Source organism: Micromonospora sp. RP3T (assembly GCF_003027925.1).
In the GTDB taxonomy this organism is placed as follows: domain Bacteria; phylum Actinomycetota; class Actinomycetes; order Mycobacteriales; family Micromonosporaceae; genus Micromonospora.
This window is the reverse complement of the sequence record NZ_PYPS01000030.1, coordinates 69,424-94,823: the sequence shown is the minus strand read 5'-3', so window position 1 is coordinate 94,823 and position 25,400 is coordinate 69,424. Positions and strand designations below refer to the sequence as shown.

At 74.8% G+C, this 25,400-nt stretch carries 22 protein-coding genes; 11 read left to right on the top strand and 11 right to left on the bottom strand.

What is annotated here, in order from left to right:
• Positions 1–367 (bottom strand): M17 family peptidase N-terminal domain-containing protein (locus tag C8054_RS22930; protein ID WP_306766822.1); only part of this gene is annotated, 367 nt, incomplete at its 3' end.
• Positions 368–532: 165 nt separating this feature from the next.
• On the opposite strand from C8054_RS22930, the gene gcvT reads away from it, so the two are divergent.
• Positions 533–1,657 carry a glycine cleavage system aminomethyltransferase GcvT gene (gene gcvT / locus C8054_RS22925; protein WP_107160000.1) on the top strand — a complete coding sequence of 375 codons (1,125 nt, stop codon included), beginning with the start codon at positions 533–535 and terminating at the stop codon, positions 1,655–1,657.
• A gap of 88 nt (positions 1,658–1,745) precedes the next feature.
• Here the strand turns inward: gcvT and C8054_RS22920 are convergent, their stop codons facing one another.
• The 3 genes from C8054_RS22920 to C8054_RS22910 all read right to left on the bottom strand — a co-directional run bounded on the left by C8054_RS22920 (position 1,746) and on the right by C8054_RS22910 (position 5,843).
• Positions 1,746–3,035, bottom strand: a complete 1,290-nt coding sequence (locus C8054_RS22920) for a DUF2314 domain-containing protein (RefSeq protein ID WP_107159998.1) — start codon at positions 3,033–3,035, stop codon at positions 1,746–1,748.
• A gap of 62 nt (positions 3,036–3,097) precedes the next feature.
• Complete coding sequence (locus tag C8054_RS22915) at positions 3,098–3,871, bottom strand: adenosylcobinamide-GDP ribazoletransferase (RefSeq protein WP_107159996.1); 774 nt, start codon at positions 3,869–3,871, stop codon at positions 3,098–3,100.
• Positions 3,861–5,843 carry a bifunctional adenosylcobinamide kinase/adenosylcobinamide-phosphate guanylyltransferase gene (locus tag C8054_RS22910; protein WP_107159993.1) on the bottom strand — a complete coding sequence of 661 codons (1,983 nt, stop codon included), beginning with the start codon at positions 5,841–5,843 and terminating at the stop codon, positions 3,861–3,863. Before C8054_RS22910 ends, C8054_RS22915 begins: the two co-directional genes overlap by 11 nt.
• A gap of 213 nt (positions 5,844–6,056) precedes the next feature.
• Between C8054_RS22910 and C8054_RS22905 the strand changes: the two genes are divergently transcribed.
• Positions 6,057–6,257, top strand: coding sequence for a hypothetical protein (locus tag C8054_RS22905; RefSeq protein ID WP_107159991.1), 201 nt, complete (start codon positions 6,057–6,059; stop codon positions 6,255–6,257).
• Positions 6,254–7,051 (top strand): site-2 protease family protein, encoded by a 798-nt coding sequence (locus C8054_RS22900; RefSeq protein WP_107159989.1) that lies wholly within the window; start codon positions 6,254–6,256, stop codon positions 7,049–7,051. Before C8054_RS22905 ends, C8054_RS22900 begins: the two co-directional genes overlap by 4 nt.
• Positions 7,052–7,140: 89 nt before the next feature.
• Here the strand turns inward: C8054_RS22900 and C8054_RS22895 are convergent, their stop codons facing one another.
• Both C8054_RS22895 and C8054_RS32860 read right to left on the bottom strand, forming a co-directional pair.
• Positions 7,141–8,139, bottom strand: coding sequence for an aldo/keto reductase family protein (locus C8054_RS22895; RefSeq protein ID WP_107159987.1), 999 nt, complete (start codon positions 8,137–8,139; stop codon positions 7,141–7,143).
• A gap of 51 nt (positions 8,140–8,190) precedes the next feature.
• Entirely contained in the window at positions 8,191–13,089 is a 4,899-nt protein-coding gene (locus tag C8054_RS32860) for a WG repeat-containing protein (RefSeq protein ID WP_233220032.1), read from the bottom strand.
• 161 nt (positions 13,090–13,250) lie between these two features.
• Between C8054_RS32860 and C8054_RS22885 the strand changes: the two genes are divergently transcribed.
• From C8054_RS22885 to C8054_RS22875, 3 genes are read left to right on the top strand one after another with little or no spacing between them, the layout of a single operon-like run.
• Positions 13,251–14,102, top strand: a complete 852-nt coding sequence (locus C8054_RS22885) for an ABC-2 family transporter protein (RefSeq protein ID WP_107159985.1) — start codon at positions 13,251–13,253, stop codon at positions 14,100–14,102.
• Between the two features lie 46 nt (positions 14,103–14,148).
• Positions 14,149–14,964 (top strand): ABC transporter permease, encoded by an 816-nt coding sequence (locus C8054_RS22880; protein ID WP_107159983.1) that lies wholly within the window; start codon positions 14,149–14,151, stop codon positions 14,962–14,964.
• Positions 14,961–15,947, top strand: a complete 987-nt coding sequence (locus C8054_RS22875; protein ID WP_107159981.1) for an ATP-binding cassette domain-containing protein — start codon at positions 14,961–14,963, stop codon at positions 15,945–15,947. The genes C8054_RS22880 and C8054_RS22875 overlap by 4 nt, the downstream gene beginning before the upstream one ends.
• Positions 15,948–15,972: 25 nt before the next feature.
• Here the strand turns inward: C8054_RS22875 and C8054_RS22870 are convergent, their stop codons facing one another.
• From C8054_RS22870 to nadA, 3 genes are all read right to left on the bottom strand, one after another.
• On the bottom strand, positions 15,973–16,620 hold the full coding sequence (locus C8054_RS22870) for a DUF3043 domain-containing protein (RefSeq protein WP_199199886.1): 648 nt from the start codon (positions 16,618–16,620) through the stop codon (positions 15,973–15,975).
• 30 nt (positions 16,621–16,650) lie between these two features.
• Complete coding sequence (gene murA, locus C8054_RS22865; RefSeq protein ID WP_107159977.1) at positions 16,651–18,006, bottom strand: UDP-N-acetylglucosamine 1-carboxyvinyltransferase; 1,356 nt, start codon at positions 18,004–18,006, stop codon at positions 16,651–16,653.
• A gap of 214 nt (positions 18,007–18,220) precedes the next feature.
• A complete protein-coding gene (gene nadA / locus C8054_RS22860; protein WP_107160012.1) occupies positions 18,221–19,396 on the bottom strand; it encodes a quinolinate synthase NadA in 1,176 nt (391 codons plus the stop codon).
• Positions 19,397–19,439: 43 nt separating this feature from the next.
• Between nadA and C8054_RS22855 the strand changes: the two genes are divergently transcribed.
• The 4 genes from C8054_RS22855 (at position 19,440) to C8054_RS22840 (ending at position 22,816) form a co-directional block, all read left to right on the top strand.
• Positions 19,440–20,600: a glycerate kinase gene (locus C8054_RS22855; protein ID WP_199199885.1), complete on the top strand. Its 1,161-nt coding sequence runs from the start codon at positions 19,440–19,442 to the stop codon at positions 20,598–20,600.
• Positions 20,601–20,736: 136 nt separating this feature from the next.
• Positions 20,737–21,108, top strand: a complete 372-nt coding sequence (erpA, locus tag C8054_RS22850) for an iron-sulfur cluster insertion protein ErpA (RefSeq protein ID WP_107159973.1) — start codon at positions 20,737–20,739, stop codon at positions 21,106–21,108.
• A 173-nt stretch (positions 21,109–21,281) separates the two neighbouring features.
• Positions 21,282–22,256: a carbohydrate kinase family protein gene (locus C8054_RS22845; RefSeq protein WP_107159971.1), complete on the top strand. Its 975-nt coding sequence runs from the start codon at positions 21,282–21,284 to the stop codon at positions 22,254–22,256.
• The gene (locus tag C8054_RS22840) at positions 22,253–22,816 is read left to right on the top strand and encodes an ATP-binding protein (protein ID WP_107159968.1); all 564 of its coding nucleotides are present in this window, start codon (positions 22,253–22,255) and stop codon (positions 22,814–22,816) included. Before C8054_RS22845 ends, C8054_RS22840 begins: the two co-directional genes overlap by 4 nt.
• A gap of 40 nt (positions 22,817–22,856) precedes the next feature.
• Here the strand turns inward: C8054_RS22840 and C8054_RS22835 are convergent, their stop codons facing one another.
• Both C8054_RS22835 and C8054_RS22830 read right to left on the bottom strand, forming a co-directional pair.
• The gene (locus C8054_RS22835; RefSeq protein WP_107159966.1) at positions 22,857–23,108 is read right to left on the bottom strand and encodes a sulfurtransferase TusA family protein; all 252 of its coding nucleotides are present in this window, start codon (positions 23,106–23,108) and stop codon (positions 22,857–22,859) included.
• Positions 23,105–24,256 (bottom strand): cysteine desulfurase family protein, encoded by a 1,152-nt coding sequence (locus tag C8054_RS22830; protein ID WP_107159964.1) that lies wholly within the window; start codon positions 24,254–24,256, stop codon positions 23,105–23,107. Before C8054_RS22830 ends, C8054_RS22835 begins: the two co-directional genes overlap by 4 nt.
• A gap of 170 nt (positions 24,257–24,426) precedes the next feature.
• Between C8054_RS22830 and coxB the strand changes: the two genes are divergently transcribed.
• Entirely contained in the window at positions 24,427–25,398 is a 972-nt protein-coding gene (gene coxB / locus C8054_RS22825) for a cytochrome c oxidase subunit II (RefSeq protein ID WP_107159962.1), read from the top strand.
• Positions 25,399–25,400: the final 2 nt, after the last annotated feature.

Genomic DNA, 25,400 nt, shown 5'->3' with positions numbered 1-25,400 from the left:
CGCCGGCCAGCGCCCGGACCGCCGCGCCGGCGGCCCGGCGCAGGGACTCGGGGGCGGGCGCGGCGCCGGCGGGCTCCGGGCCCAGCCCGACGGCGGCGACCACCGGGGCGGTCACCGTGCCGAGCGTGGCCAGCTTGATCACCTCGCCGGGGCCACCGGTCGCGCCGAGCAGGGCCAGCGTCTCGGTCAGCTTTCCGTCGAACGCGGCGGCGATGCTCTCCGCGCCGCTGGCCAGCAACAGGGCACCGGCGGGTGCGCCGTCGCCCGGTCCGTTCGGCTGGCTGTGCACGCCGATCACGATCGCGTCGACGGGAAGTTCGGCGGGGTCGGTGTCGACCAGGCTCAGGGTGGTGCGGGGCGATGTCACGAAAGCTACTCCGGGCGGGCCGGGCCGGCCGCGTCGTCGCGTACCGGCGATGAAGGTCTCTCCGGCGGCAACCTACCCGCCGGAGGCGTGGCTGTCCCGCCGATGCGTGCCGACGGGATCCCGCCGATGCTAACCACAGGGGCCCCGGCCGGTAAGTTGCCACCCATGACCGAGGTGACCTCCGACGCTGCCGAGACCCGGCTGCGCCGTTCCCCGCTGCACGAGCGACACACCGCGCTCGGCGCGAAGTTCGCCCCCTTCGGCGGCTGGCAGATGCCGCTCGAGTACGCCGGCGGCGGCGTGCTCAGGGAACACACCGCCGTGCGGACCGCTGTGGGCGTCTTCGACGTCTCGCACCTGGGCAAGGTCCGGGTCGCCGGGCCCGGCGCGGCCGACTTCGTCAACGCCTGCCTCAGCAACGACCTCGGCCGGATCGCGCCCGGCCAGGCGCAGTACACGCTCTGCTGCGACGACGCCACCGGCGGCGTGGTGGACGACATCATCGCCTACCTGCACGCCGACGACCACGTCTTCCTGGTGCCCAACGCGGCGAACACCGCCGAGGTGGCCCGCCGGCTGCGCGCCGCCGCACCGGCCGACGTGACAGTCACCGACGAGCACGAGGCGTACGCGGTGCTCGCGGTCCAGGGACCGGGCTCGGCGGCGCTGCTCGACGCGCTCGGGCTGCCCACCGCCCACGACTACATGAGCTTCTCCACCGCCACGTCGGCCGGCGTCGAGCTGACCGTCTGCCGCACCGGCTACACCGGTGAACTGGGCTACGAGCTGGTCGTGCCCGCCGAGCACGCGGTCGCCGTCTGGGACGCGCTGTTCGCCGCGGGCGACGACGTGCGGGCGTGCGGGCTGGCCGCCCGGGACACGCTGCGCACCGAGATGGGGTACCCGCTGCACGGGCAGGACCTGTCCCCGGAGATCAACCCGGTGCAGGGCCGCTCCGGTTGGGCGGTGGGCTGGGACAAGCCGGCCTTCTGGGGCCGGGACGTGCTGCGCGCCGAGAAGGCCGCCGGACCGGTCCGTACGCTGCGCGGGCTCGCTGCGGTCGACCGGGCCATCCCGCGGCCCGGCATGGCCGTCTACGCCGGGGACCGCCGGGTCGGCACCGTCACCAGCGGCACGTTCAGCCCGACGCTCAAGCACGGCATCGCGCTCGCGCTCGTCGACACCGACCCGAAGCTGCCCGACGGCGAGGAGCTGACGGTGGACATCCGTGGCCGGCGGGCCCGGATGAGCCTGACCCGGCCGCCGTTCGTCCAGCCCTCGGTGCGCTGACCAGGCCGCGCCGGGCCGGGCCGGCGCTCGGTGTGCTGACCAGGCCGCGCCGGGCCGGGCCGGCCCTCGGAGCGAGGACCGGCCCGGGTCAGCCCTCGCCGCGCTCGCCGGCGTCGAGGACGGCCTGGGTCCAGCCGCCCTCCAACACGCCGGTGCCGTCCAGCACGGCCCAGTCGACCACGTCGGACGCCTCGACCACGACCGGCGAGCCGATCCGCACGCTCGGGTCGGTGGTGGCGTCGGTGGCGCTCGCGCCGACGATCCGTTCCGGGGCGTCCCACGAGGTCACCCCGGCCCAGACGTACTCCGGGCCGTCGTCGCCGGGCAGGCCGTACTTGACCACGAGCTGGCTCTCCGCCGGCAGCCCCCCGGCCAGGAACCGGGCCCGGATGTCGCCGAGCGCGGCCCGGGCGGTCGCCACCGCCCGGCTCATCGCGTCGTCCGTGCGCGTGTAGCGGACGTCGGGCTGGATGCCGTTGAACAGCGTCGCGCAGGCGGCGGCGAAGTAGCGGCCCGGTGGCCCGGGATGCCCCGGCGGCGGGTTCAGGCTGAGGAACGAGTCGGCGTCCGGGTCGGTGGCCGGGTCCAGCTCCAGCCGCAGCAGCACCGGCGCGGTCGCGCCGTGCTGCTCCGGATTGCCGTACGCGACCGCGATGTCGTGCCCGGTCACCGTGGCCAGCACCGGGAGCTGCACGAACGCCGGCACCTCCTCGCCGGCCAGCCCGTCGGTCCAGTCCCGCAGCAGCCGCCGGGCCGCGCCGGTCATCACCGCGCCCCAGGCCCGGGTGAGGTGGTCCGGCACGCCCTGGGCCTGCAACTCCAGCAGCCCGAACCGGCGCAGCCCCTTGGTGGTGAACCAGAGCCCGTCGGCGTCGGACGAGTAGGGCACCAGCACCCAGTCGACCAGCCGGACCCGGCCCTGCTCGTCCGGCAGCGAGCGCAGCGCCGTCGCCGGGTCGAGGAACTGGAGGCCGAACACGTCGACCACGTCCCCGCCGACCGTCTCGGCGATGGCCGCGGCCACCGCCCGGGCCGCCCACTCGTGCGCCGGCGGCCAACCGGGCCGGTACTCCGCCTGCACCACCACCAGGTGGGTGGCGGCGGCCAGTCGGGCGAGCTGCTCGTCGGTGGCGCCGAACGCGGCCAGCAGGTCCGGCGGAAGCTCGGGGAACTCGCTAATCGACCGCGTGTCCACGCTCATCAGCGGGCTGTCCAGCATCTGCTTGGCCAGCCCGTGCACCGGCCCGGCCAGCCGGCCGGTCAGCCCCTCCACCGCGGTCTTCGGGCTCACCCGGGGCAGCCCGTCGATCGGCACCAGGTAGGTCGCGTCGAGCGACTCCGGCACCGGTACGGGCAGGAAGTCGTCCGTGATGAGCATGCCGTCTCCCTCGACCACGCCGGTGCACTCACCCGAACGCTACCCGGCCCACCGGGCGACGATCAGCCGGTCAGCACCAGTCCCAGGTAGGACAGCGTGGTGACGACCTCCACCAGGGCCCCGAGGACGTCGCCGGTGATGCCGCCGAAACGGCGTACCAGGTGCCGGAGCAGCCCGGCCGCGACGGCGAGCGCGCCGAGCACGGCGAGCGGCCCCTGCCACGGGCGGCCCGGCGCCGCCGGCACGGCCAGCAGCGCCACGGCGACCGCGCCGAGCGCCACGACGCCCCACCCCACCGTGCCGGCGACCAGCGCGCCCAACCCGTCCGGCCGGGCCGCCGGCACGCCACGGCGGCAGGCCAGACCGACCGTCAGCCGTCCGGCCGCGGTGGCCGTGACCACCGCGGCGAGCGCCGCGACCGCGTCCCGCCCGACCAGCTCCGCCAGCACCGCGGTCTGGAGCAGGAGGACGACCACCAACGCGACCACCCCGAACGGGCCGACGTCCGGCTGCTTCATGATCGCCAGCGCGGCCGGCCCGCGCCGGTACGACCCGAGCGCGTCCACGGTGTCGGCCAGCCCGTCCAGGTGCAGACCCCGGGTGAGCAGCGCGCCCAGCCCGACCGTCAACCCGGCGGCGACCAGCGGCGGGGCCAGCGCCCCGGCCAGCAGCAGCGTTCCGCCGAGCACCGCGCCGAGCAGCGCGCCGACCGCCGGGGCCAGCGCCATCGCGGTGCCGGCGGTGGCCCGGTCGACCCGGCCGGCGCGTACCGGCGCGGTGGTGAACGTGGTCAGCGCCAGCCGGACGCCGTCGGCGAGCCGGCGCTCAGTCGGCACGTCGGCCGGGCGAGACCGGCTGGTCGTACCCGACAGTGGTCGGACCCGGTCCGGCCGGCTCCGGCTCGGCGAAGTCCGGCTCGTCCGCCGGGCCGGCCGGCGCGTCGGCGTCGGCGCCGCCCAGCGACGGGTGCGCCGGCAGCGAGGCGGCGAGCGTCAGCGCCGAGCGCAGCAGCGGCAGCGCGGCCAGCGCGGTCGCCCCCTCGCCCAGGTCGAGGCGCAGGTCCAGCAGCGGAGTCAGGCCGAGCACGTCGGCGGCGAGCCGCACCCCGGGCCGGCCGCCGTGGTCGGGCAGCAGGCACCAGTGCCGGGCCTGCCCGGCCAGGTCGCGGCTGACCATGCCGGCGGCGGTGCCGACCGGCCCGTCGAGCAGCACCGGGACGCGCCGGGCGGTGGCCCCGAGCAGCACGCCGGTGGCCGTCGCGATGTCGCCGCCGCCCAGCTCCGCCAGGATGTCCTTGGCCTCCCGAGGGGAGCGCCGGGTGCGGTGCAGCGCGTCCCGGACCGCCGCGCAGCGGACCATCCAGGCGTTGTCGTCGATCTCGCCCTGGTCGTTCACCACCCGACCGAGCACCGCCGGTGGCTCCGCGCCGGCGGTGGCCGCCAGCACCGCCGCGGCAGCCGCCTCGGCGCCGGCCCCGCACGCCGCCAGCACCAGCAGTTGTACGCCCGCGTCGGCGGCCTGCTCGGCCAACCGCCACCCGTAGCGCAGCGCGGCCTCGACCTGCGCGCCGGTGAGCGCCGGGCCGTCCTCGAACGGCGCCGAGGCGGGCGTCTCGACGACCTGGAGGCTGGCGCCGTTCTCGGCGGCCAGCCGGGCCAGCGGGCCCCGGCCGGCGCGCGCCTGTCGGGCGCGCCGCGCCGACTCGCCGGCCATCGCGCCGGCCGACGCGCCGCCGTCGTGGTCGCCGTGCAGCAGCAGCACCCGGACGGTGGCCCAGGGACGCGGGTTCGCGCTGCCCTGGGTGGCGGCGGCGAAGCCGACCACCTGCTCCAGCACGCCCAGACCGGCGCCGGGAACGTCGAGCGTGGCGAGCCGGTCTACCGCCTGCGGGCCGGTGAAGTCGTCCGGCATCGGCAGTTCCATGCCCGGCTGGATGACCAGGCCGGTGGCGATCATCGGCAGCGCCATGGTGGGTGCCGCCCAGTCGCCGGCCCCGGCCGGGCCGGCCGGCGCGCCGGCCGGTGGCGGCGTCGCGGCCGGGGTGAGCACCTCGGGCAGCGCCACGTCGTCGACGCCCCGACCGCCGGCCGCGTGCCGTGGCTCGGGCGGCACGCCGCCCGTGGTGGCCGCGTGGGCTCCGCCCGAGGCGGCGTCGGTTGCCGCCCCGGCGCCGCCCGTGGTGGCAGCGGTCCCGTCCGGACGGGCCCCGGCGGGGGCGTGGGCCGCCGGTGGGTGCGCCGGCACGGTCGGGAGCGACGCGGCGGGCGGCTTGAGCCAGGCGGTCTGCCCGGCCACCACGAGCGCGACCGCGTCGCAGGCGTCGGCCACCGCCCGGTTGGTGGCGCCCAACGCGTCGGTGAACGCCCGGCCCAACGGCGTGGTGGGCACCAGGGACAGGCCCACCTCCGGGCTGACCAGCACCAGCCGGGCCTCGCTCGCCCGCACCGCGGCGGCCAGCTCGGCGACGGTGGCGGTGTCGTCGGCCGGCTGGTGGGCCGGGTCGAGCAGCACGGTGACCCAGCCGCCCAGGTCGTCCACGAGCAGCGTGTCGTTCGGACCGGCGGCGGCGATCACCTCGGCCAGCCGGCCCGGATCCGTCGCGGTCTCCTCGGTGGTCCAGCTTCCCGGCCGCCGGGCGCGGTGCGCCGCGAGGCGGGTCGCCCACTCGGTGTCATCCGGATCCCCGGCGGGGGCGGTGGCCACGTAGCGGACCATGGGCGCGTCGGCGACCAGGGACTCGGCGAACTCGGACTTGCCGGAGCGGATACCGCCGAGCACCAGGAGGGTGTGCCACCCGTCAACGGACATGTCCGTACCTTAGTTCTCCCGCCCCCGTCCCGCCCCACCCCCTCCCAGCGCCGATCTTGCGGTTGCTGCCCGCGGGACGCGGCAAATGCCCCGTTCTGTCGGGGCGGCGACCGCAAGATCGCGGGAGCGGTGCGGGCTGGGGCGGGACGGGCCGACTAGGCTTGCGGGGGTTTCCGGTCCTGCGGGGCGACGGGCGGCGAGGGGAGACGCGGCATGGCGTGGAGCTGGCGGTACGAGGGTGCGAACGGCGACCCGGTCGACGGGCCGGGCGAGTCGTTCCCGAGCCAGGCGGACGCCGAGTCCTGGATCGGCCAGACCTGGCGGGAGCTCGCGACATCCGGCGTCACCTCCGTCGTGCTGGTCGAGGACGACCGGGTGGACTACCGGATGAGCCTGCAACCCCCGGCCGAATGACGGGCTACGACCGCCCGGGCGACCCGCTGATCCTCGGCGTGCCCCGGGCGGCGTTCCGGCCCAGCCCCATCTTCCTGGCCCTGGTCGCGCTCTTCGCGGCCGGCGGGGTGATGACCTGGAACCGGTACGGCAACGTCCGGTTCGACGTGTTCCTCTTCGTGGTCGCCGGCTGGCTGGTCTCGCTCTGCCTGCACGAGTACGCGCACGCCGTGGTCGCGTACCGGGCCGGCGACCGGGACATCGCCCACCGCGGCTACCTGACGCTCAACCCGCTGAAGTACACCAGCCCGCTGCTGTCGATCGTGTTGCCGGTGGTCGTGCTGCTGCTCGGCGGCATCGGCCTGCCCGGCGGCGCGGTCTGGGTGGACCGGCACGCCATCCCCGGGCGGCTGCGGCACACCCTGGTCAGCCTTGCCGGGCCGGCCACCAACGTGGTGTTCACGCTGGTGCTGGTGGCGGCCGTGACGTGGGGGCCGGCGCTGGGCGGGCCGCTGGAGTTCTGGGCCGGTGTCGCGCTGCTCGCGTTCCTCCAGCTCATGGCCAGCGTGCTCAACCTGCTGCCGGTGCCGGGCCTGGACGGCGGCAACATGATCCAGCCCTGGCTCAGCCCCGCCTACCGGCGGATGTACGACCTCTTCGCGCCGTACGGATTCATCCTGCTCTTCGCGTTGCTGTGGAGCCCGCGGATCGGCGGCGCGTTCTTCGGCGGGGTCTTCGCGGTGGGCGACGCGCTCGGCCTCCCCCCGGACCTCTACCGGCTGGGGCTCTACCTGATCCGCTTCTGGCAGGGCTGACGGGCCCACCCGTACGGGCGACCGGCCCGGCGGGGTGTGCGGCGGCCGTCCCCGGGTCGACGGCGACGCCGGCCCGGGGACGACTGACGTCACGGACGCCGCGCCGGGCTCTCCGTCTTCGCCGGGTCCCGCTCGACGACCGGCTCGACGATGTCGTCGATCGCCTTGAGCAGGCTGGCGTCGAGCTTCACGCCCGCCGCCTTCACGTTGTCGTGCACCTGCTCGGGTCGGGACGCGCCGATGATGGCCGAGGACACGTTCGGGTTCTGCAGCACCCAGGCGACCGCGAGCTGCGGCATGGTCAGCCCGGCCTGCTCGGCGAGCGGCTTGAGCTGCTGCACCCGGGTGAGCACCTCGTCGGACATCCACCGGGCGATGAAGTTCGCGCCGGACTTCTCGTCGGTGGCGCGGGAGCCGGCCGGCGGCGGCTGGCCGGGCAGGTACTTGCCGGACAGCACGCCCTGCGCCATCGGCGACCAGACGACCTGGCCGATGCCCAGCTCCTCGCTGGCCGGGATCACCTCGGCCTCGATGACCCGCCACAGCATCGAATACTGCGGTTGGCTGGAGACCAGCGGGATGCGCAGCTCACGGGCGAGCGCGTGCGCCTCGCGCAGCTGCGCCGCCGTCCATTCCGAGACGCCGATGTAGTGCGCCTTGCCGGCGTGCACGACGTCGGCGAACGCCTCCATCGTCTCTTCCAGCGGGGTGCTGACGTCGAAGCGGTGGGCCTGGTAGAGGTCGACGTGGTCGGTCTGCAGGCGGCGCAGCGAGCCGTCGATCGACTCCATGATGTGCTTGCGGGACAGGCCACGGTCGTTGCGGCCCGGCCCGGTCGGCCAGTACACCTTGGTGAAGATCTCCAGCCCCTCGCGGCGCTCGCCGGCCAGCGCGCGGCCGAGCACCGACTCGGCGCGGGTGCCGGCGTAGACGTCGGCGGTGTCGAACGTGGTGATGCCGTCGTCGAGGGCGGCCCGCACGCAGGCGACCGCCGCGTCCTCCTCGACCTGCGAGCCGTGGGTGATCCAGTTGCCGTACGAGATCTCGCTGACCATCAGGCCGGAGCGGCCCAGGTGTCGGAATTCCATGCTCCGACCCTAACTCCGTCCGGCGGCGGGCACCCGTCGTGGCTCCCCGGGTCAGAGCACCGGGTTGGCGTCGGCGAGCAGCCGGTCGATCTCGGCGGCCACCGCGGCCCGGCCCGGGTGCACCGGGTCGATCAGCGGCTCGCCGTGCCGGTCCAGCGCGCCCCAGCGACCCGCCTCGGTGGCGACCAGGAACGCCACCGGGTGGATCACCAGCATCGGGTACGCGGGCGCCACCCGGACCCGGCCGCTCCGGTCCACCACCCCTCGCCGGCCGGCCAGCTCGACCACCGCCAGCCCTTCCTCGGTGAAGCCGGCCAGGTGCCGGCCGTCGGCCAGCGGTGTGCCGAGCCCGTGGTAGCGGGTCGGCACCACCACCTCGCCGGCGTGGTCCACCGCCCCCCAGCCGCCGTTCTGCCGCACCGCGGCCAGACCGTTGCGGAACGGCCGGACCTCCTCGTAACCGGGCGGGATCTGCACGATGTTCGTCCGGTCGACGGCCATCCACCGGCCCTTGCCGTCCATGCTCACCCACGACAGGCCCTCGGCGAACGCGCCCACCGAGCGGTAGCCGTTGTTCGCCTCGATCAGCGCCGCCCCCGACGTGTCGATCAACGCCCAGCGGGATGCCTCCGGCCGCCGGACCCAGGCCAGTCCCTCCTGGAACGGTTGCACCTCGGCGTACCGGTGCCGGATCACCAGCTCGCCGTCGGCGTCCGCGTACCCCCAGAGCTCCTGCTCGTCGTCGAACGTCGCCACCGGGTACCGCGGCGTGCCGAGCACCTCCGCCCGCCCGCGCGGCGCCGGCCCGAACCCGTCGCGCGCCGCCCGCGCCGCGACCGCGTCCAGCGCGACCAGGGTCCGCGCGTTCAGCGCCGCGTCCTCGCCCCGGCGCAGGTCCAACGCCCGCTCGAAGTGCAGGCACGCCTCGGTCAGCCGACCCTGGTCGTAACAGCAGCGACCGGCGTGCTCGTGCAGCAGCGCACGCAACCGGTCCGGCAGTTCCGTCGAGTTCGCCTCGGCGAAGAGCCGGTCGGCCTCCGCGTACTCGCCCCGCCACCGCAGCACCTCGGCCAACCGGGCGCGGGCCAGCGCGGTCCGCCGCAACTCGCCGGTGGCCTCCGCGTACGTGAGGGCCAGCCGCGCGTCGGCGACCGCGTCGTCGGCGTCGCCGAGGACCCGGGACGCCACCGCACGCAGGCTGAGCAGCCGGGCCCGGCTGCGGTTGTCCAGCGCGGTCTCGAGCTTGCCGGTGAGCCCGTCCCGGATCCGCCGCAGCTCCGCCGGATCGGGCGCCTCCTCGCGCAGCGTCTCCGGGTGCAGCCGCCAGCCGACCGCGGCCAGCGCCCGCTCCGGGTCCACCGGACGCGCCGGCGCCGGTTCGTCTCCCGCCACGTCCGCCCGGGCGTCGCCCGCCGGCCCCGATTCCGATTCCGGGGTACGCGCGTCAGCCGGTCCGTCGGCCTCGTCGTTCACCCGTACCGGTTCGGTGTCGGCACGTGTCGACCCCGAACCGGTCGGCTCGGATGCGTCCCGCCCTCCGCCGCCTGTGCCGGTGCTGCCGGTGGTGCTGGTCGTGTCGTCGGCTCGGGTCGTGCCGGTGGGGCTCGTGGCGGTCGGCGTCGGGCTGTCGGCCAGGGTCGTGCCGGTGGCACGCGAGCCGGTGGTAGCGCCGTCCACCCGGGTCGGGCCGGTGGGCCCCGGGTCGGTCGCGGCGACGCTCCGAGCGGTGTCGTGGGGACTCGCGGACGCCCCGACCGTATTTTCTTCGGCTGGAGTGGTGCCGGTGGAATCCACGGCGGCCGGCAGCAGAGAGGCCGAATCTTCTTCGTCGACGGGTGGGTGACGCGGTTCTTCCTCAGCGCGGGTCGCCCCGACAGGCGGTTCCTCGCCGGCCACCGTGACAGTGCGGTCCGGTGCCGGCCGGACGACGTCTCCCGGCTCACTGCCGCGCGCGGAGCCGGGTACGGCGGCGTCAGCGGGCAAGTCATCTGGCACCACCTGCCCGCGTCCGTCGCCGTCCGCACCGCTGCCCCCGGTCCCCGACGACGGCGTGGTCGGGTCCGCTGTCGCTCCCGACGGGACGGCCATTCCCGCGACAGCCGTGACCTGTGGCATGGCACCCGGATACGCCACGGCGTCGGCCCCGGTCTCCGGCTGGACGTGGGCGACCGCGTGTGCCGTGGCGTCGGTCTCGGCGCGCGGTTCGTCGGCGACGATCGCGCGTGGCGGGGCGCCGGTGTCGGCGTGCGGTGGTTCGTCGGTCACCGCGTCTGACCCGAGGTCGGTGCCCGGGCTCGCGTGCGGCACGTCGTCGGCCACCGGGACCGGCGCGTCGTCGGTGCCCGGGTGCGGCGGGTCATCGACCAGCGCGACCGGCTCATCGTCGGCCACCGCGTGCGGCGTCTCACCGGTGTCCGTGCCCGTACGCGGCTCATCGTCGGTCACCGCGACCGGCGCGGCGTCGGCCCCGGTGCCGGTCGCCGCATCATGGCTGGTCGTGCGGGCGTCCCGCTCGTCGATGAGCGCGTCGCCACGGGTGGCCGTGCGGGCGTCCCGGTCGTCGGTCAACGCGTCGACCCGGCCGGGCATGACGGTGTGGTCCGCGGTCGGCGCTTCGGCCGGTGTCGGCCGGTCGCGGCCGGCGGACGGTACGGAGCCGGTGGCCGGGACGGTCGGCGTGGGGGTTGGAGGGTCGGCGGACGGAGTGGGCGGTGCCGGCGTCGGGGATTCGGCAGGCATCGACGCCGGGGACGCCGACGGGTGCGCGTCGGGAAGCGTCACCTCGGTTGCCGTGGCGGCGACCGGTTCGGCCGGCGGGTCGACATGGTCGACGGAGGTGGAGGCGGGCCCGGTGTCCTCGGCTCCGTCGGTGGTCCGAGGCGTGGTGCCGATCCCGGATACGACCGCCGAGTCGGGCACGCTCTCAGGTCGATAGCGGTCGCCGGTCACCCCCGTCGGTTCGGTGGGCGCGATCGAAGCGACCCGCCGCTCCGGTCCGGCCTGCGCGGCAGCCGGGTCCTCGTCCGCCGGCACGACATCCGGGGCCTGATCCGCCGGTGCGGCAGTCCGGGCCTGGTCGATCGGTACGGCAGCCTGAAGCCGGTCCGTCGGCGCGTGGCCGGTCGGGGAAGCGGCGGAGTCAGGTTCTGTCGGCAAGGTCGCCCCGGCGGAAACGGACGGCGCGGCCGGTGCCTCGACACTGGCCGTGTCGCCGGGCTGGCCGTCACGCCCGCCGGTCGTCGCCGGCTTGCTCGGCCGGAACCATGCCTCCGCACCGGAGTCCCTCGGCTGCGGCGCCGGACCCGTCTCGGGCGCCGGTGGGCGGTGCCCGGCGGGCTCCCGCCGATCCTGATCGGGGCCGGGGCCGGGGCCGGGGCCGGGGCCGGGGCCGGGGCCGGGGCCGGGGCCGGGGTAGGCAGGCGGGGCGGGGCGGGCGGGAGCAGCTGGGGCGGAGCGAGCGGGAGCGGTCGGGGCCGGCGCGTCGGCCGCCACCCCGGGCGCGGACGCTCGTGCCACGGGCGCCGCCGGCCGGCCGGTCCCGGTAACGCCGGTCCCGGTAACGCCGGTCCCGGTAACGCCGGTCCCGGTAACGCCGGAAACCGGTCCGGTGGGGGCCGGTCCGGTGGGGGCCCGGCGATCCTGTTCGGCAGCCGGCCGACGGATCTCGTCGTAGCGACCGGGGGCCGGGGGAGCGGACCGTGGTGGCTCGTCGGACCGGCTCGGCGGCACCGGCCGCGTCGGGGCGTCACCGGCACGGACCGGTGGGTGCTCGTCGGGGCGTACCGGCCACTGGGCCGGCCGAGGCCGGTGGTCGGGGCGCGCGGCGGGCGGTCGGGCATCCCGGGACTCGGGGCGAGGGCGGGCCGGGCCGTCCTGCTCCGGACGGTGGCCGTCGGGGCGGCGGTCGTCGCTCGGACCGCCCGGGTACCCGTCCGGTGCCGGCCGCTCCGCGGGTGGGCGGGACCACTCGTCGGGCTGGTACGCGGCCGGCTCGGTACCCGACCGCCGCTCGATCACCGGCCACTCGCCCTGCGGCGCGTGGGTCCGGTCGAGCGGCGGGCGCTGGCCGTCCCACCGCTGGTCGACGGTGGGACGCGGGGTGCCGTACCGGTCGGTCCCGGTGGGGCCGGCGGCGTCCCGGCGCGGCGTGCCGTCGGCCCACCGGCCACCGGTCGGCTCGCGCCGGTCCGTCGGAGGTGGTCCCGGTTCGCGCCAACCGTCACGGCTCGGCTCGCCGCGTGCCGCGGTGCCGCGCTCGCGCACGGGGCCGGTCTGGCCGTGGCGATCCGTGGGCCGGCCGGGCACGGCATTCCGCTCCGCGTCGGCCGCCGGACCCCAGCGACGGTCGGGTCCGGCTTCGCGACGGTCGGGTCCGGCTTCGCGACCGTCCACCGGGGTGCGGCGGTCGTCCGCCGGCCGGCGGCGCTCGGACCAGTTCGCGGCGGGTTGCGGGGCCTCGCTCGGCTCCGGCATCCAGCCCGGTGCCGGCGGGGTCGACCGGTGCGACTGCGCCCCGGGGTGGGTCCAGCGCTGGTCGAAGCGTTCGGGTGTCGGGGGCGGGCCGGGCGGGGTCCGGTCCGCCGGTCGAGGCGGTCGGCCGTCCGCGCCGGGGCGGTCCGGCCGTCCGTGCCACTCGCCCGCCGCGCCGACCGGCCGCTGCCCGCGTGGCTCGTGCGGCCCGGCCGGACTGACCGGGTACGTCCCGCGTGGGCCGGCCGGATACGCGTCCGTCGGCGCCGGGCTGATCGGATGCGCGTTCTCGGGAGCGGGGCTGACCGGGCGTACCTCGGCGCGTCCGACCACGGCCCGGCGACGCGGCGGGGGCGTCAGGTGTTCGAGGCCGATGTCACCCGGGTAGCGCTGCCCGGGGAACTGTGGCTGCCACTCGTGGGTGGGCTCCAGCGCCCAGGCCGGTTCGGCCGGCTCACGCCAGCTGCCCCAGCCACTCATCGGCAGCCCCTTCCGCGGCTCGCGCGGCGCGGCCCCGGAACCGGCTCGCGTCGCTCGCTCACGGCGGTGTCACCTCGTTGGAAATTGTCGCGCTGGGGCGGCGGACGCGCCGGTAGAGTCGCCCGGCCAGCACGTCTTGGCTGCGGAAGGAGGGTAACGGCGTGGGCTCGGTCACCGCCACTGTGGCGTCACCCACCGACGGACACGTTACCCCATGGTTTCGGACATTCGGCGCGATAGTGGCGGCCGGGTTCCGGCGACACGCCACCTACCGGCAGGCGGCCGTGGCCGGCGTGGTGACCAACACCGTTTTCGGCTTCCTGCGCTGCTACATCTTCCTCGCCGCCACCGACGCGGCCGGCACCGTCGCAGGCTACGACCGGGCGCAGCTCGCCACGTTCGTCTGGGCCGGGCAGGGGCTGCTGGCGGTCATCGCGATCTGGGGCTGGACCGAGCTGGCCGATCGGATCCGCTCCGGCGAGGTGGCCGCCGACCTGCTGCGACCGGTGCACCCGGTGACCAACTATCTCGCCGTCGACGTGGGCCGGGCCGGGTTCGCCGCGCTCGCCCGGCTGGTGCCCCCGCTGGTGGTCGGCCCGTTCTTCTTCGCGGTGTACCTGCCCCGGCACTGGGCCACCGTGCCGCTGTTCCTGCTCTCCGCGCTGCTCGCGGTCGTGGTCTGTTTCGGCTGCCGCTACCTGGTCAACGCCACCGCCTACTGGTTGCAGGACGTCCGGGGCCCGATGATCCTGTGGACGCTGGGCTCGGGCGTGCTCGCCGGGCTCTACTTCCCGCTCGGCTTCCTGCCCGGCTGGCTGGAGGCGACGCTGCGCTACGCCACCCCGTTCCCGAGCCTCCTCCAGGTGCCGCTGGACGTGCTTGTCGAGCGGGAGCCGATGTCGACGGGTCTCGGCCTGGTCGGGGTCCAACTCGGCTGGGCGGTGCTGCTGCTGGCGCTCTGCCGGCTGGTGCAGCGCCGGGCCGAGCGCCGCCTGGTGGTGCAGGGTGGCTGAGCACAGCGGTGCGCCCAGGGTGGCTGAGCACGGCGGTGCGCCCAGGGTGGCTGAGGTCGGCGGTGGGGCGCTGCGGGCGTACCGGGCGCTGCTCGGGGCGCAGGCGCGTTCGCAGGCGGCCTACCGCACGTCGTTCGTGGTCGACCTGGTCGGCAACCTGGGCGCGACCGTGTTCGACGTGGTCACCGTCCTGGTGATCTTCGGGGTGACGCGTGAGCTGGGCGGCTTCACGCTGCGCGAGACGCTTGTCGTGGTCGGGCTGTCGTCGTGCGGGTTCGCCGCCGCCGACCTGCTGGTCGGCAACGTCGAACGGCTGCCCCGGTACGTGCGCACCGGCCTCTTCGACGCGGTGCTGGTCCGCCCGCTCGCCGCGCTGCCCCAACTGCTGCTGATGGACCTGCCGTTGCGTAAGGTGTCCCGCGCGGTGTTCGGCCTGGCGGTGCTCGGGTTCGCGCTCGCCTCGGCCGGGATCGACTGGACCCCGGGCCGGGTCGCGCTGGCAGTGGTCGCCCCGCCGGCCGCGGTGGTCTTCTTCGCCTCGGTCTTCGTCACCACCGCCACCGTGTCGTTCTACTGGGTCGACTCCGGCGAGCTGGCCAACTCGGTCACCTACGGCGGGCGCGACTTCACCTCGTACCCGGTCACCATCTACGGCGGGTGGTTCCGCGCGCTGTTCGCGTACGGGATGGGGTTCGCATTCGTCAGTTACCACCCGGCGCTGGCGCTGCTCGGCCGGGCCGACCCGCTGGGCCTGCCGGCCTGGGTGGGCTGGGCGTCGCCGGGCGTCGCGCTGGTCGCGGCGGCGGTCGCGGTCGTGGCCTGGCGCGTCGGGGTCCGTCACTACCGGAGTACGGGGTCATGAACGTCATCGAGATGGACGGGCTGCGCAAGGAGTTCACGGTGCGGGTGAGGACCGGGACGCTGCGCCGCGAGAAACGGACGGTGACCGCGGTCGACGGCGTCGACCTGCGGGTGGAGCGCGGCGAGATGCTCGGCTACATCGGCCCGAACGGCGCCGGGAAGTCGACCACGCTGAAGATGCTCACCGGTGTGCTCATGCCGTCGGCGGGCCGGGCCCGGGTCTGCGGGCTGCGGCCGGTGGCCGACCGGACCCGGCTGGCGCTGCGCATCGGGGTGGTGTTCGGGCAGCGGTCGCAGCTCTGGTGGGACCTGCCGCTGCGGGACTCGTTCGACCTGCTGCGGCACGTCTACCGGGTGCCGGCCGGCGCGCACGCGGCGCGGCTGGCCCGCTGCCGGGACCTGCTCGACCTGGACGCGTTCCTGGACACCCCGGTCCGGCAGCTCTCCCTGGGGCAGCGGATGCGCGGCGAGCTGACCGCGGCGCTGCTGCACGGCCCGGAGGTGCTCTTCCTGGACGAGCCGACCATCGGGCTGGACGTGGTGAGCAAGCAGGCGGTCCGGGGCTTCCTGGCCGAGCTGGGCCGGGCCGGTGACACCACGCTGGTGCTCACCACGCACGACCTGGCCGACATCGAGCGGCTCTGCCGGCGGCTCGTGGTCGTCGACCACGGCCGGGTGGTGCACGACGGGTCGATCGCGGAGCTGCACCGCAGGTACGGCTCCCGCCGCATGGTGGTCGCCGAGCTGGACACCGCGCTGCCCGAGCCGCCGGTGCTGCCGGGCGCGCCGGTGCAGCGGGTGGAGGCGGACGGGCGGCGGCTGGTGTTCGCGCTGGACCGGGCGAGCGTCGCCGAGGTGGTGGCCGGGCTGGCCGGCCTGGCCACGCTGCGCGACATCTCGATCGTGGAGCCGGACATCGAGGAGGTCGTCGCCCGCCTCTACCAGAGCGAAAGGAAGGGCCCCCTCTTAACGCCTGGCGTATAGCAGGGGGCCCCTCTTAACGTGTTGCTCAGACCTTGTCGCCGATGTTGACCCGGGGGGCCGGGGCGCGCATCTTCCGGAACGTGATCGACCGCATGATCGCGTAGAAGTAGAGCGAGCCCAGCTTCTCGGTGCTCTTCGGGAAGCGCTCACGGACCAGCTTCTTGATCTTCCGGGAGATCAGCACCGAGTCGATCAGGACGCCCAGCGCCAGCGCGCCCCAGAGCAGGTTGGACGCCAGCCGCACGACCGGCGGCATGGCCTGGTTGGAGCCGACCAGCACGATCAGCGCGCCACCGAAGAACCAGGTGCCGATCGTACGCCGGGAGTCGACCACGTTGCGGGCCAGCAGGCGCTCCGGCCCGCGGTCCCGCGGACCGCCCTCGCGGCGGAATTCGGCGCTGGCCTCGGCGCGCGCCGTGCGGCGCTGCTCCCGGGCCTCCTCCTTGGTCAGCGGACGGACCGGCGCGGCGGCCCGGCGACCGGCGGCCGGACGCTTCGGAGTGGTCCGCCCCAACTCCTTCTTGCTGGGCGTGTAGCCCCGGGGGCGGGCGGCGGCGGACTCCTCGTCGGTCGTCACCGTGGTGACGGACTCCTCGACGGGGTCGGCGGACTTGCGGCGAAACAGCGACGGCACGCCGGCAAGGGTAGCCAACCGGTGCGGCCCGGCGCACATCGCGGTGCGCCGGGCCGGTGACCGGGTGGATCAGGGACGCTCGACGTGCGCGCCCAGGTCAGCCAGCTTGGCCTCGAAGTCCTCGTAGCCCCGGTTGATCAGGTCGACGCCGTACACCCGGGAGGTGCCCTCGGCGGCGAGCGCCGCGATGAGGTGGCTGAACCCGGCCCGCAGGTCCGGAATGACCAGGTCGGCCGCGTGCAGCTTGCTCGGGCCGGCGATCACCGCCGAGTGCTTGAAGTTGCGCCGGCCGAAACGGCACGGGGTGCCGCCGAGGCAGTCCCGGTAGACCTGGATGTTGGCGCCCATCGTGTTCAGCGCCTCGGTGTAGCCGAGCCGCTGCTCGTAGACCGTCTCGTGGACGATCGACAGGCCCCGGGCCTGGGTGAGCGCGACCACCAGCGGCTGCTGCCAGTCGGTCATGAAGCCGGGGTGCACGTCGGTCTCCAGGGCCACCGCGTTCAGCTCGCCGCCCGGGTGCCAGAACCGGATGCCGCCCTCCTGGCCGGGGTCGCCGAGCTTCGGCGGCCGGGTGTCGGTGACCTCGTACTCGCCGCCGACGGAGCGGAAGATGTTCAGGAACGTCATCATGTCGGCCTGCTGCGCGCCGAGCACCTCGACGTGGCCGCGGGTGGCCAGCGCCGCCGCCGCCCAGCTCGCGGCCTCGATGCGGTCGGGGATCGGCCGGTGCGTGTAGCCGTGCAGCTTCTTGACGCCCTGGATCTCGATCACCCGGTCGGTGTGGACCTTGATGATCGCGCCCATCTTCTGCAGGATGCAGATCAGGTCGATGATCTCCGGCTCGACGGCGGCGTTGCGCAGCTCGGTGACGCCCTCGGCCATCACCGCGGTCAGCAGCACCTGCTCGGTGGCGCCGACGCTCGGGTACGGCAGGGCGAACTTGGTGCCGTGCAGCCCGTTCGGCGCCGACAGGTGCAGACCCTCGGGGGTCTTGTCGACGGTCGCGCCGAACTCGCGCAGCGCCTGCAGGTGGAAGTCGATCGGGCGCGGGCCGATGTGGCAGCCGCCCAGGTCGGGGATGAACGCGTGGCCGAGCCGGTGCAGCAGCGGTCCGCAGAACAGGATCGGGATCCGACTGGACCCGGCGTGCACGTTGATCTGGTCGGTGCTGGCGCTCTCGACGTTGGACGGGTCGAACACCAGCTCGCCGTCCTCGGCGCCGTCGGTCACCTTCACCCCGTGCAGGCCGAGCAGCCCGCGGACCACCTCGACGTCACGGATCCGCGGCACGTCGAACAGCCGGCTCGGTGTGTCGCCGAGCAGGGCGGCCACCATCGCCTTGGACACGAGGTTCTTCGCGCCGCGCACGCGGATCCGCCCTTCGAGCGGAGTGCCTCCGTGTACGACCAGGACGTCGTCGGTCAACGCAACCTCCAGCGCGTTGGGTGTTGCCGTGTAGGTGAGGGCTCGCGATTGGTCATCGCTACCCGGATCGCGGCCATGGGAAAACCGGCACGCGTATGTCGTCGCCCCGGCAGCATAGCCCTCCGTGACGAGAATGGAATCGGTCACATCGCCAGCGGGGGCACGAACCGGGGTGTCCGGTACGTTTCCGTGCCAGCTATCTCACCGAGGGTGATCAGGCGCCGGGCAGCGCCAACATCTGGTCCAGCGCCGCGCGGGCGTGGCCGGCGGTCTCCGGGTCCACCGTGATCTGGTTGACCACGCGGCCGGCGACCAGCTCCTCCAACGCCCAGACCAGGTGCGGCAGGTCGATCCGGTTCATCGTCGAGCAGTAGCAGACCGCCCGGTCGAGGAACATGATCTGCTTGTCCGGGTGGGCCAGCGCGAGCCGGCGGACCAGGTTCAGCTCGGTGCCCACCGCCCACGACGAGCCGGCCGGGGCCGCCTCGATGGCCTTGATGATGAACTCGGTGGAGCCCACCAGGTCGGCGGCGGTGACCACCTCGTGGCGGCACTCCGGGTGCACCAGCACGTTCACCCCGGGCACCCGCGCCCGTACGTCGTGCACGCTGTCGAGGGTGAACCGGCCGTGCACCGAGCAGTGCCCGCGCCACAGGATCATCTTCGCGTCGCGGACCTGCTCCGCGGTGAGCCCGCCGCCCGGCTTGTGCGGGTCGTAGAGCACGCAGTCGTCGAGCGAGAAGCCCATCTCCAGCACCGCCGTGTTGCGGCCCAGGTGCTGGTCGGGCAGGAACAGCACCTTGCGGCCCTGCTCGAACGCCCAGTCCAGCGCCCGCTTGGCGTTCGACGAGGTGCAGACCACGCCGCCGTGCCGGCCGACGAAACCCTTGATGTCGGCCGAGGAGTTCATGTACGTCACCGGGACGGTGTCCGCCGCCACACCCAGGTCGGTCAGCGTGTCCCAGGCGGACTCGACCTGCGACAACACGGCCATGTCGGCCATCGAGCAACCGGCGGCGAGGTCCGGCAGGATCACCTTCTGCGCCTCCGAGGTCAGGATGTCCGCGCTCTCGGCCATGAAGTGCACGCCGCAGAAGACGATGTACTCCGCGTCCGGGCGGGCCGCCGCCTCCCGGGCCAGCTTGAACGAGTCGCCTGTCACGTCGGCGAACTGGATCACCTCGTCGCGCTGGTAGTGGTGGCCCAGCACGAACACCTTCGTGCCGAGCGCCGCCTTCGCGGCGGTCGCGCGGGCCACCAGGTCCGGATCGCTCGGCGCGGGGAGGTCACCCGGACACTCCACGCCACGCTCGGTGGCGGGATCGCTGCCGCGGCCGAGGAGCAGCAGCGCAGTGGCCGTGTTGGAGGGCTCAACCCAGGTCGAAGTCACGTCCCCATGGTCCCACAGCCCGGCCGCCGCGCAGCCGCCCCGGATGTGGCCTGCCACACTGCTCGGCATGCGCGTGCTCCTCTGCCCGGACAAGTTCGCCGGCACCCTGTCGGCCCCGGAGGTGGCCGCCGCGGTGGCCGAGGGCTGGCGGACCGTCGCCGGAGACGACGACCTGCTGCTCCGACCGCTCGCCGACGGCGGACCCGGGTTCGTCGAGGTGCTCGCCGGGGCGCTGCCCGGGCGGCGGTTGCCGGTGCCCACCGTCGACCCGCTCGGCCGTCCCGCCGCCGGTGAGATCCTGCTCACCGACGACGGCGTGGCGTACCTGGAGAGCGCGCAGGCGTGCGGCCTGCACCTGCTGTCCGCCGCCGAACGGGACCCGAAGGCCACCACGTCGTACGGGCTGGGACTGCTGGTCGCCGCCGCGGTCGAGGCGGGCGCGCGGACCGTGGTGCTCGGGCTGGGCGGCTCGGCCACCAACGACGGCGGCGCCGGGATGCTCGTCCCGCTCGGCGTCACAGCGCTCGACGCCGGCGGCCGGGCGTTGCCGTACGGCGGGGCGGCGCTGGCCGGGGTCGCCGCGCTCGACGGCGTACCCCGGTTGCGGGGCGCGACGCTGGTCGCCGCCACCGACGTGGACAACCCGCTGCTCGGGCTGCACGGCGCGAGCAGCGTCTTCGGGCCGCAGAAGGGCGCCGGCCGGGCGGACGTGCTGCTGCTGGACGCCGCGCTGGAGCGCTGGGCGGCCGTGCTCACCGAGACGCTGCCCGGGTGCCCGCCCGACCTCGGCGCGCTGCCCGGCGGCGGCGCGGCCGGTGGCCTCGGCGCGGCGGTGCTGGCCCTCGGCGGCCGGCGCGAGTCGGGCATCGGCCTGGTCACCCGCTCGGTCGGCTTGGACGCCGCGCTGGACGCCGCCGACCTGGTGATCACCGGCGAGGGTTCCTTCGACCACCAGTCGCTGCGCGGCAAGGTGGTCGCCGGCGTGGCCGGGGCGGCCCGCGACCGCGGTGTGCCGTGCCTGGTGCTGGCGGGACGGGTGAGCACCGGGCGGCGAGAGGCCGCCGCGGCCGGCGTGACCGAGGCGCACAGCCTGGTCGAGCACTTCGGCGGCGAGGAGCGTGGGGGAGTGGCGGCGGCGATGGAGCGGCCGGCCGAGGGGCTGCGCGCGCTCGGCGCCCGGCTGGCCGGCCAGTGGAGCCGCTGAGGCGTTCCGCTGGTCACGCTGCCGGGTGATCACGCCGACAGCGGCGTACGATCGGAGGCGGACCACCGGGAATACTGGCGGACGTGCGGCGTTGGCCAGTACGTCCGGACCTCATACCGCGCAGGGAGACTTCCACGTGACCACGCCAGCGCAGACCGAGTCGACCGAGGCCAAGGAGGCCCCCAGCACCGTCGTCCTCACCGACGTCGCGGCGCAGAAGGTCAAGGCCCTGATCGAGCAGGAAGGCCGCGACGACCTGCGGCTCCGCGTCGCCGTGCAGCCGGGTGGCTGCTCCGGCCTGCGGTACCAGCTCTTCTTCGACGAGCGGTCGCTCGACGGTGACGTCGTCACCGACTTCGGCGGTGTCGAGGTCGTCGTCGACCGGATGAGCGCCCCGTACCTGACCGGCGCCACGATCGACTTCGCCGACCGGATCGACGCCCAGGGCTTTACCATCGACAACCCGAACGCCGGCAGCTCCTGCGCCTGCGGCGACTCGTTCAGCTGAGTCGACGGGCCGAAACACCTGCCGAACGGCGGAACCATCCCTTCCGGGGTGGTTCCGCCGTTTTCGTTGCTACGCGAACGTGCGGTGAATGGTCGGTTCACGACCGACATCGACCGGAGCGCCGGAACGCCCGGTAGTCTGACCGCGCCGTGCTCCCGACCACGAGGGTTGACATGAAGATCGCCGTGACCGGCTCGATCGCGACCGACCACCTGATGAGCTTCCCCGGCCGCTTCGCCGACCAGCTCATCGCGGACCAGCTCGACAAGGTCTCGCTCTCCTTCCTCGTCGACGAGCTGGTGCTCCGGCGCGGCGGCACCGCGGCCAACATCGCGTTCGGCATGGCCCAGCTCGGGCTGCGGCCGGTGCTGCTCGGCGCCGTCGGGGCGGACTTCGCCGACTACCGGTCCTGGCTGGAGCGGCACGGCGTCGACTGCGACTCGGTGCACGTCAGCGACGTGGCGCACACCGCCCGCTTCGTCTGCACCACCGACACCGACATGTGCCAGATCGCGTCCTTCTACGCCGGCGCGATGAGCGAGGCCCGCAACATCGAGCTGGCCCCGGTGGCGCAGCGCCTCGGCGGGCTCGACCTGGTGCTGGTCAGCGCCAACGACCCGGCCGCGATGATCCGGCACTCCGCCGAGTGCCGGGACCGCGGCTACGCGTTCGTCGCCGACCCGTCCCAGCAGCTCGCCCGTATGGACGGCGCGGACGTGCTCGGCCTGGTCGACGGCGCCGAGTACCTGATGACAAACGAGTACGAGAAGTCGCTGCTCCAGAGCAAGGCCGGCCTGACCGACGAGCAGCTGCTGGACCGGGTCAAGGTGCGGGTCACCACGCTGGGCAAGCACGGGGTGGAGATCGCCGGCCGGGAGGTCGGCACCATCCGGGTGCCGATCGCGCGGGAGATCCAGGCGGTCGACCCGACCGGCGTCGGCGACGGTTTCCGGGCCGGTTTCTTCGCCGCGCTCGACTGGGGCGTCGGGCTGGAGCGCGCCGCCCAGGTCGGCTGCCTGCTGGCCGCCCTGGTGCTGGAGAACTTCGGCGGCCAGGAGTACGAGGTCCGACGGGACCTGTTCGTCAAGCGGCTCGCCGAGTCGTACGGGGACGCGGCCGCCGAGGACGTCCGGCCGCACCTGCTGTGAGCGGCCCGGCCGGCCCGACCGGCGGGGTGGGCCCGGCGGCGGTCCGCCCCGGCTCGGGCGAAGGGCCGGTGCTTGTCGCCTTCGCCGGGCTGCCCGGCGTGGGCAAGAGCACGCTCGCCGTCCGGGTCGGCGCCGCGCTGCGCGCCCCGGTCCTGCCGGTCGACCCGGTCGAGCGGGCCCTGGGCCACTACGGACTGGTCGGCGACGTGCCCGGAATGGCCGCGTACGGCGCGGTCGCCGGGCTCGCCGAGGTGCAGCTCGGCCTCGGGCTGAGCGTGGTGATCGACGCGGTGAACCCGGTCGCCTCCGCCCGCGGCCTCTGGCACGACCTGGCCGAACGGGCCGGCGTCCCGCTGCGGGTGATCGAGGTGCACTGCGGCGACGAGGCGGAGCACCGGCGTCGGGTCGAGGCCCGGCCGGCCGACGGGCAGACGCCCGCGACCTGGGAGCAGACGCTGGTACGCCGCGCCGAGTACGAGCCGCTGATCGGTCCCCGCCTGGTGGTCGACACCGCCGTGGCGGCCGACCCCCTGCCCGGCATCCTCGCCTACCTGACCTGAGCATCCCCGTTAACCGGGGCCCCTTTCTCTACCGCAGGCGTTAAGAAGGGGCCCTTCCTTGCGCCCGGATGTCGTAGGCGGGGCCGGCGTCGGGGTGGGCGGCGAGGAACTCGTGGCCGCGCATCCGGCAGAAGGCCGGGATGTCCACGGCCGCCGCCGGGTCGTCGGCCAGCACCCGGACCACCGACCCGGTCGGCAGGTCGGGCAGCCGGCGGGCCAGGTTGATCACCGGCAGGGGGCAGCGCTGGCCCCGACAGTCGAGCACCTCGTCCGGCTCGTTCGCGGGGTTCACAGGCCGGTCACCCCCGCCTCGGCGCGCAGGTCGGCGACGATGCCGGGCAGCTCGGCCAGGAACCGCTCCACGTCCGCCTCGGTGGTCTCCCGGTGCAGCGACACCCGCACGTTGCCGTGCGACAGCACCCCCATCGCCTCCAGCACGTGCGACGGGCGCAGCGTGGACGCGGTGCAGGACGAGCCGGAGGAGACCGCGAAGCCGCGCCGGTCCAGCGCGTGCAGCAGCGCCTCGCCGTCCACGTACAGGCAGGAGAACGTCACCAGGTGGGGGAGTCGGTCCACCGGGTCGCCGACCACCTCCACGTCCGGCACCTCCGCCGCCACCCGGGCCCGGATCCGGTCCACCAGCGGCGCCAGCCGGGCCGCCTCGGCCGCCGCGTCGGCCACCGCCGCGCGCAGGCTCGCCGCCGCGGCCACCACCGCCGGCAGGTTCACCACCCCCGGGGTACGTCCCGACTCCCGCTCGTCGGCCGGGTACGGCGACTCCCACCGGGTGCCCTTGCGCACCACCAGCAGCCCGACGCCGGGTGGCCCGCCCCACTTGTGCGCGCTGGCGGTCAGCACCGACCAGCCCGCCGGCAGCGGCGCCCGCCCGACCAGTTGGGCCGCGTCCACGTACAGCGGGACGCCCGCCCCGGCGCACACCTCGGCCGCGGCCGGCACCGGCTGCACGGTGCCGACCTCGTGACTGGCCCCGATCAGCGCGGCCAGCGCCACACCGGGGGCGGTCACCGCCGTCGCCCAGGCGTCCAGGTCCAGCCGGCCGAGCCGGTCCACGGGTACGGAGACCGCGCCGCCCCCGCCGGCGGTGTGTCGTTGGGCCGCGTGCAGGACCGCCGAGTGTTCGATCGCCGAGTGCGCCAGCGTCGTACCGGCCCGGCGTCGACCGGCCAGTCCGCCCAGCACGGCGGCGTGCGCGGCGGCCGTACCGCTGGGGGTGAAGGAGAGTTCGTCGGCGCGGACGCCGAGCGTCTGCGCGGCGGCCTCCCGGGCGGCGTCGAGGAGTTGGCGGGCCCGGCGGGCCGGCGCGTAGAGCCGGGCCGGGTCGGCCCAGCCGTCGTCCAGGGCGGCCAGCAGCGCCTGCCGCGCGACCGGGTGGAGCGGGACGGCGGAGGCGGCGTCCAGGTAGACGGGGGAGGCGCTCATGGTCCTTCACGCTATCGCCCGGGTCCGCCCACGATCTCCCCGAAGGGGGCGGACAGTGACCCCAAGACCGCCTGGCCCGCCATGGTCGAGTAATCTGCGACCGTCGGTGACGCCTTTGCCGTCGGTGTCAGGAAAACAACCGCCGCGGCGCGCTAGGGAGGCAGGACCAGGTGGTCGCAAGGAGTTCGGAGGTACGGCCGTCGGCCGTACGGCACAGCGCTTCCCCGGGGGCCGGTGGGCGTCGGCGGCGTGGTGCTGGTCGACTCGCCGGGCTCGGTCTCGGCGGAGCGGCGCTGCTGGTTGCGCTCACCGGCTGTGACGTCGGCAAGACCTTCGCCGGCTTCGGCTGGCCGCAGGGTGGCATCACGCCCGAGTCGCACCGGATGTACGACCTGTGGATCGCGTCCTGCATCGCGGCGCTGGCGGTCGGCGTCTTCGTCTGGGGCCTGATCTTCTGGTGCGTGGTCCGCTACCGCAAGCGCGGCAACGAGCTGCCGGTGCAGACCCGCTACAACCTGCCGATGGAGTTCCTCTACACCATCGCGCCGATCCTCGTGGTCTCCGTGCTCTTCTACTACACCGCGGTCGTGCAGACCGACGTGAACAAGGAGACGAAGAACCCCGACGTCACCGTCGAGGTCGTCGCGTTCAAGTGGAACTGGCAGTTCAACTACCGCGACGGCCAGGGCCGGGAGGCGAACACGGTCGCCTCGACGCTGGGCACCAGCGAGGTCATCCCGGTGCTGGTGCTGCCGAGCGGCCGGTCCATCCGGTTCGAGGAGCAGAGCCGTGACGTCATCCACTCGTTCTGGGTGCCGGAGCTGCTGTTCAAGCGTGACGTCATGCCGGGCAACGTCCGCAACACCTTCGAGGTCTCCAGCATCGACCAGGAGGGCGCGTTCGTCGGCCGCTGCGCCGAGCTTTGCGGTAGCTACCACGCGTTCATGAACTTCGAGCTGCGGGTCGTCTCGCCGGAGAAGTTCGACCAGTTCCTGGCCGCCAAGAAGGCCGGCAACTCGACCCAGGACGCGCTCAAGGCGATCGGTGAGCCCGAGTACGCCACCGAGACCAAGCCGTTCGACACGCGGCGCAACACCGCCAACTTCAACCCGTCCGACGCGTCGGCCGGCGCGGGAAGCTGAGG

What these genes read in the sequence shown, in the direction of transcription:
- gcvT (WP_107160000.1), top strand. Translation starts at nt 533, where the DNA reads ATGACCGAGGTGACCTCCGACGCTGCCGAGACCCGGCTGCGCCGTTCC.
- C8054_RS22920 (WP_107159998.1), bottom strand. Translation starts at nt 3,035, where the DNA reads ATGCTCATCACGGACGACTTCCTGCCCGTACCGGTGCCGGAGTCGCTC.
- C8054_RS22910 (WP_107159993.1), bottom strand. Translation starts at nt 5,843, where the DNA reads ATGTCCGTTGACGGGTGGCACACCCTCCTGGTGCTCGGCGGTATCCGC.
- C8054_RS22905 (WP_107159991.1), top strand. Translation starts at nt 6,057, where the DNA reads ATGGCGTGGAGCTGGCGGTACGAGGGTGCGAACGGCGACCCGGTCGAC.
- C8054_RS22900 (WP_107159989.1), top strand. Translation starts at nt 6,254, where the DNA reads ATGACGGGCTACGACCGCCCGGGCGACCCGCTGATCCTCGGCGTGCCC.
- C8054_RS22895 (WP_107159987.1), bottom strand. Translation starts at nt 8,139, where the DNA reads ATGGAATTCCGACACCTGGGCCGCTCCGGCCTGATGGTCAGCGAGATC.
- C8054_RS32860 (WP_233220032.1), bottom strand. Translation starts at nt 13,089, where the DNA reads ATGAGTGGCTGGGGCAGCTGGCGTGAGCCGGCCGAACCGGCCTGGGCG.
- C8054_RS22875 (WP_107159981.1), top strand. Translation starts at nt 14,961, where the DNA reads ATGAACGTCATCGAGATGGACGGGCTGCGCAAGGAGTTCACGGTGCGG.
- C8054_RS22870 (WP_199199886.1), bottom strand. Translation starts at nt 16,620, where the DNA reads ATGTGCGCCGGGCCGCACCGGTTGGCTACCCTTGCCGGCGTGCCGTCG.
- C8054_RS22855 (WP_199199885.1), top strand. Translation starts at nt 19,440, where the DNA reads ATGTGGCCTGCCACACTGCTCGGCATGCGCGTGCTCCTCTGCCCGGAC.
- C8054_RS22845 (WP_107159971.1), top strand. Translation starts at nt 21,282, where the DNA reads ATGAAGATCGCCGTGACCGGCTCGATCGCGACCGACCACCTGATGAGC.
- C8054_RS22830 (WP_107159964.1), bottom strand. Translation starts at nt 24,256, where the DNA reads ATGAGCGCCTCCCCCGTCTACCTGGACGCCGCCTCCGCCGTCCCGCTC.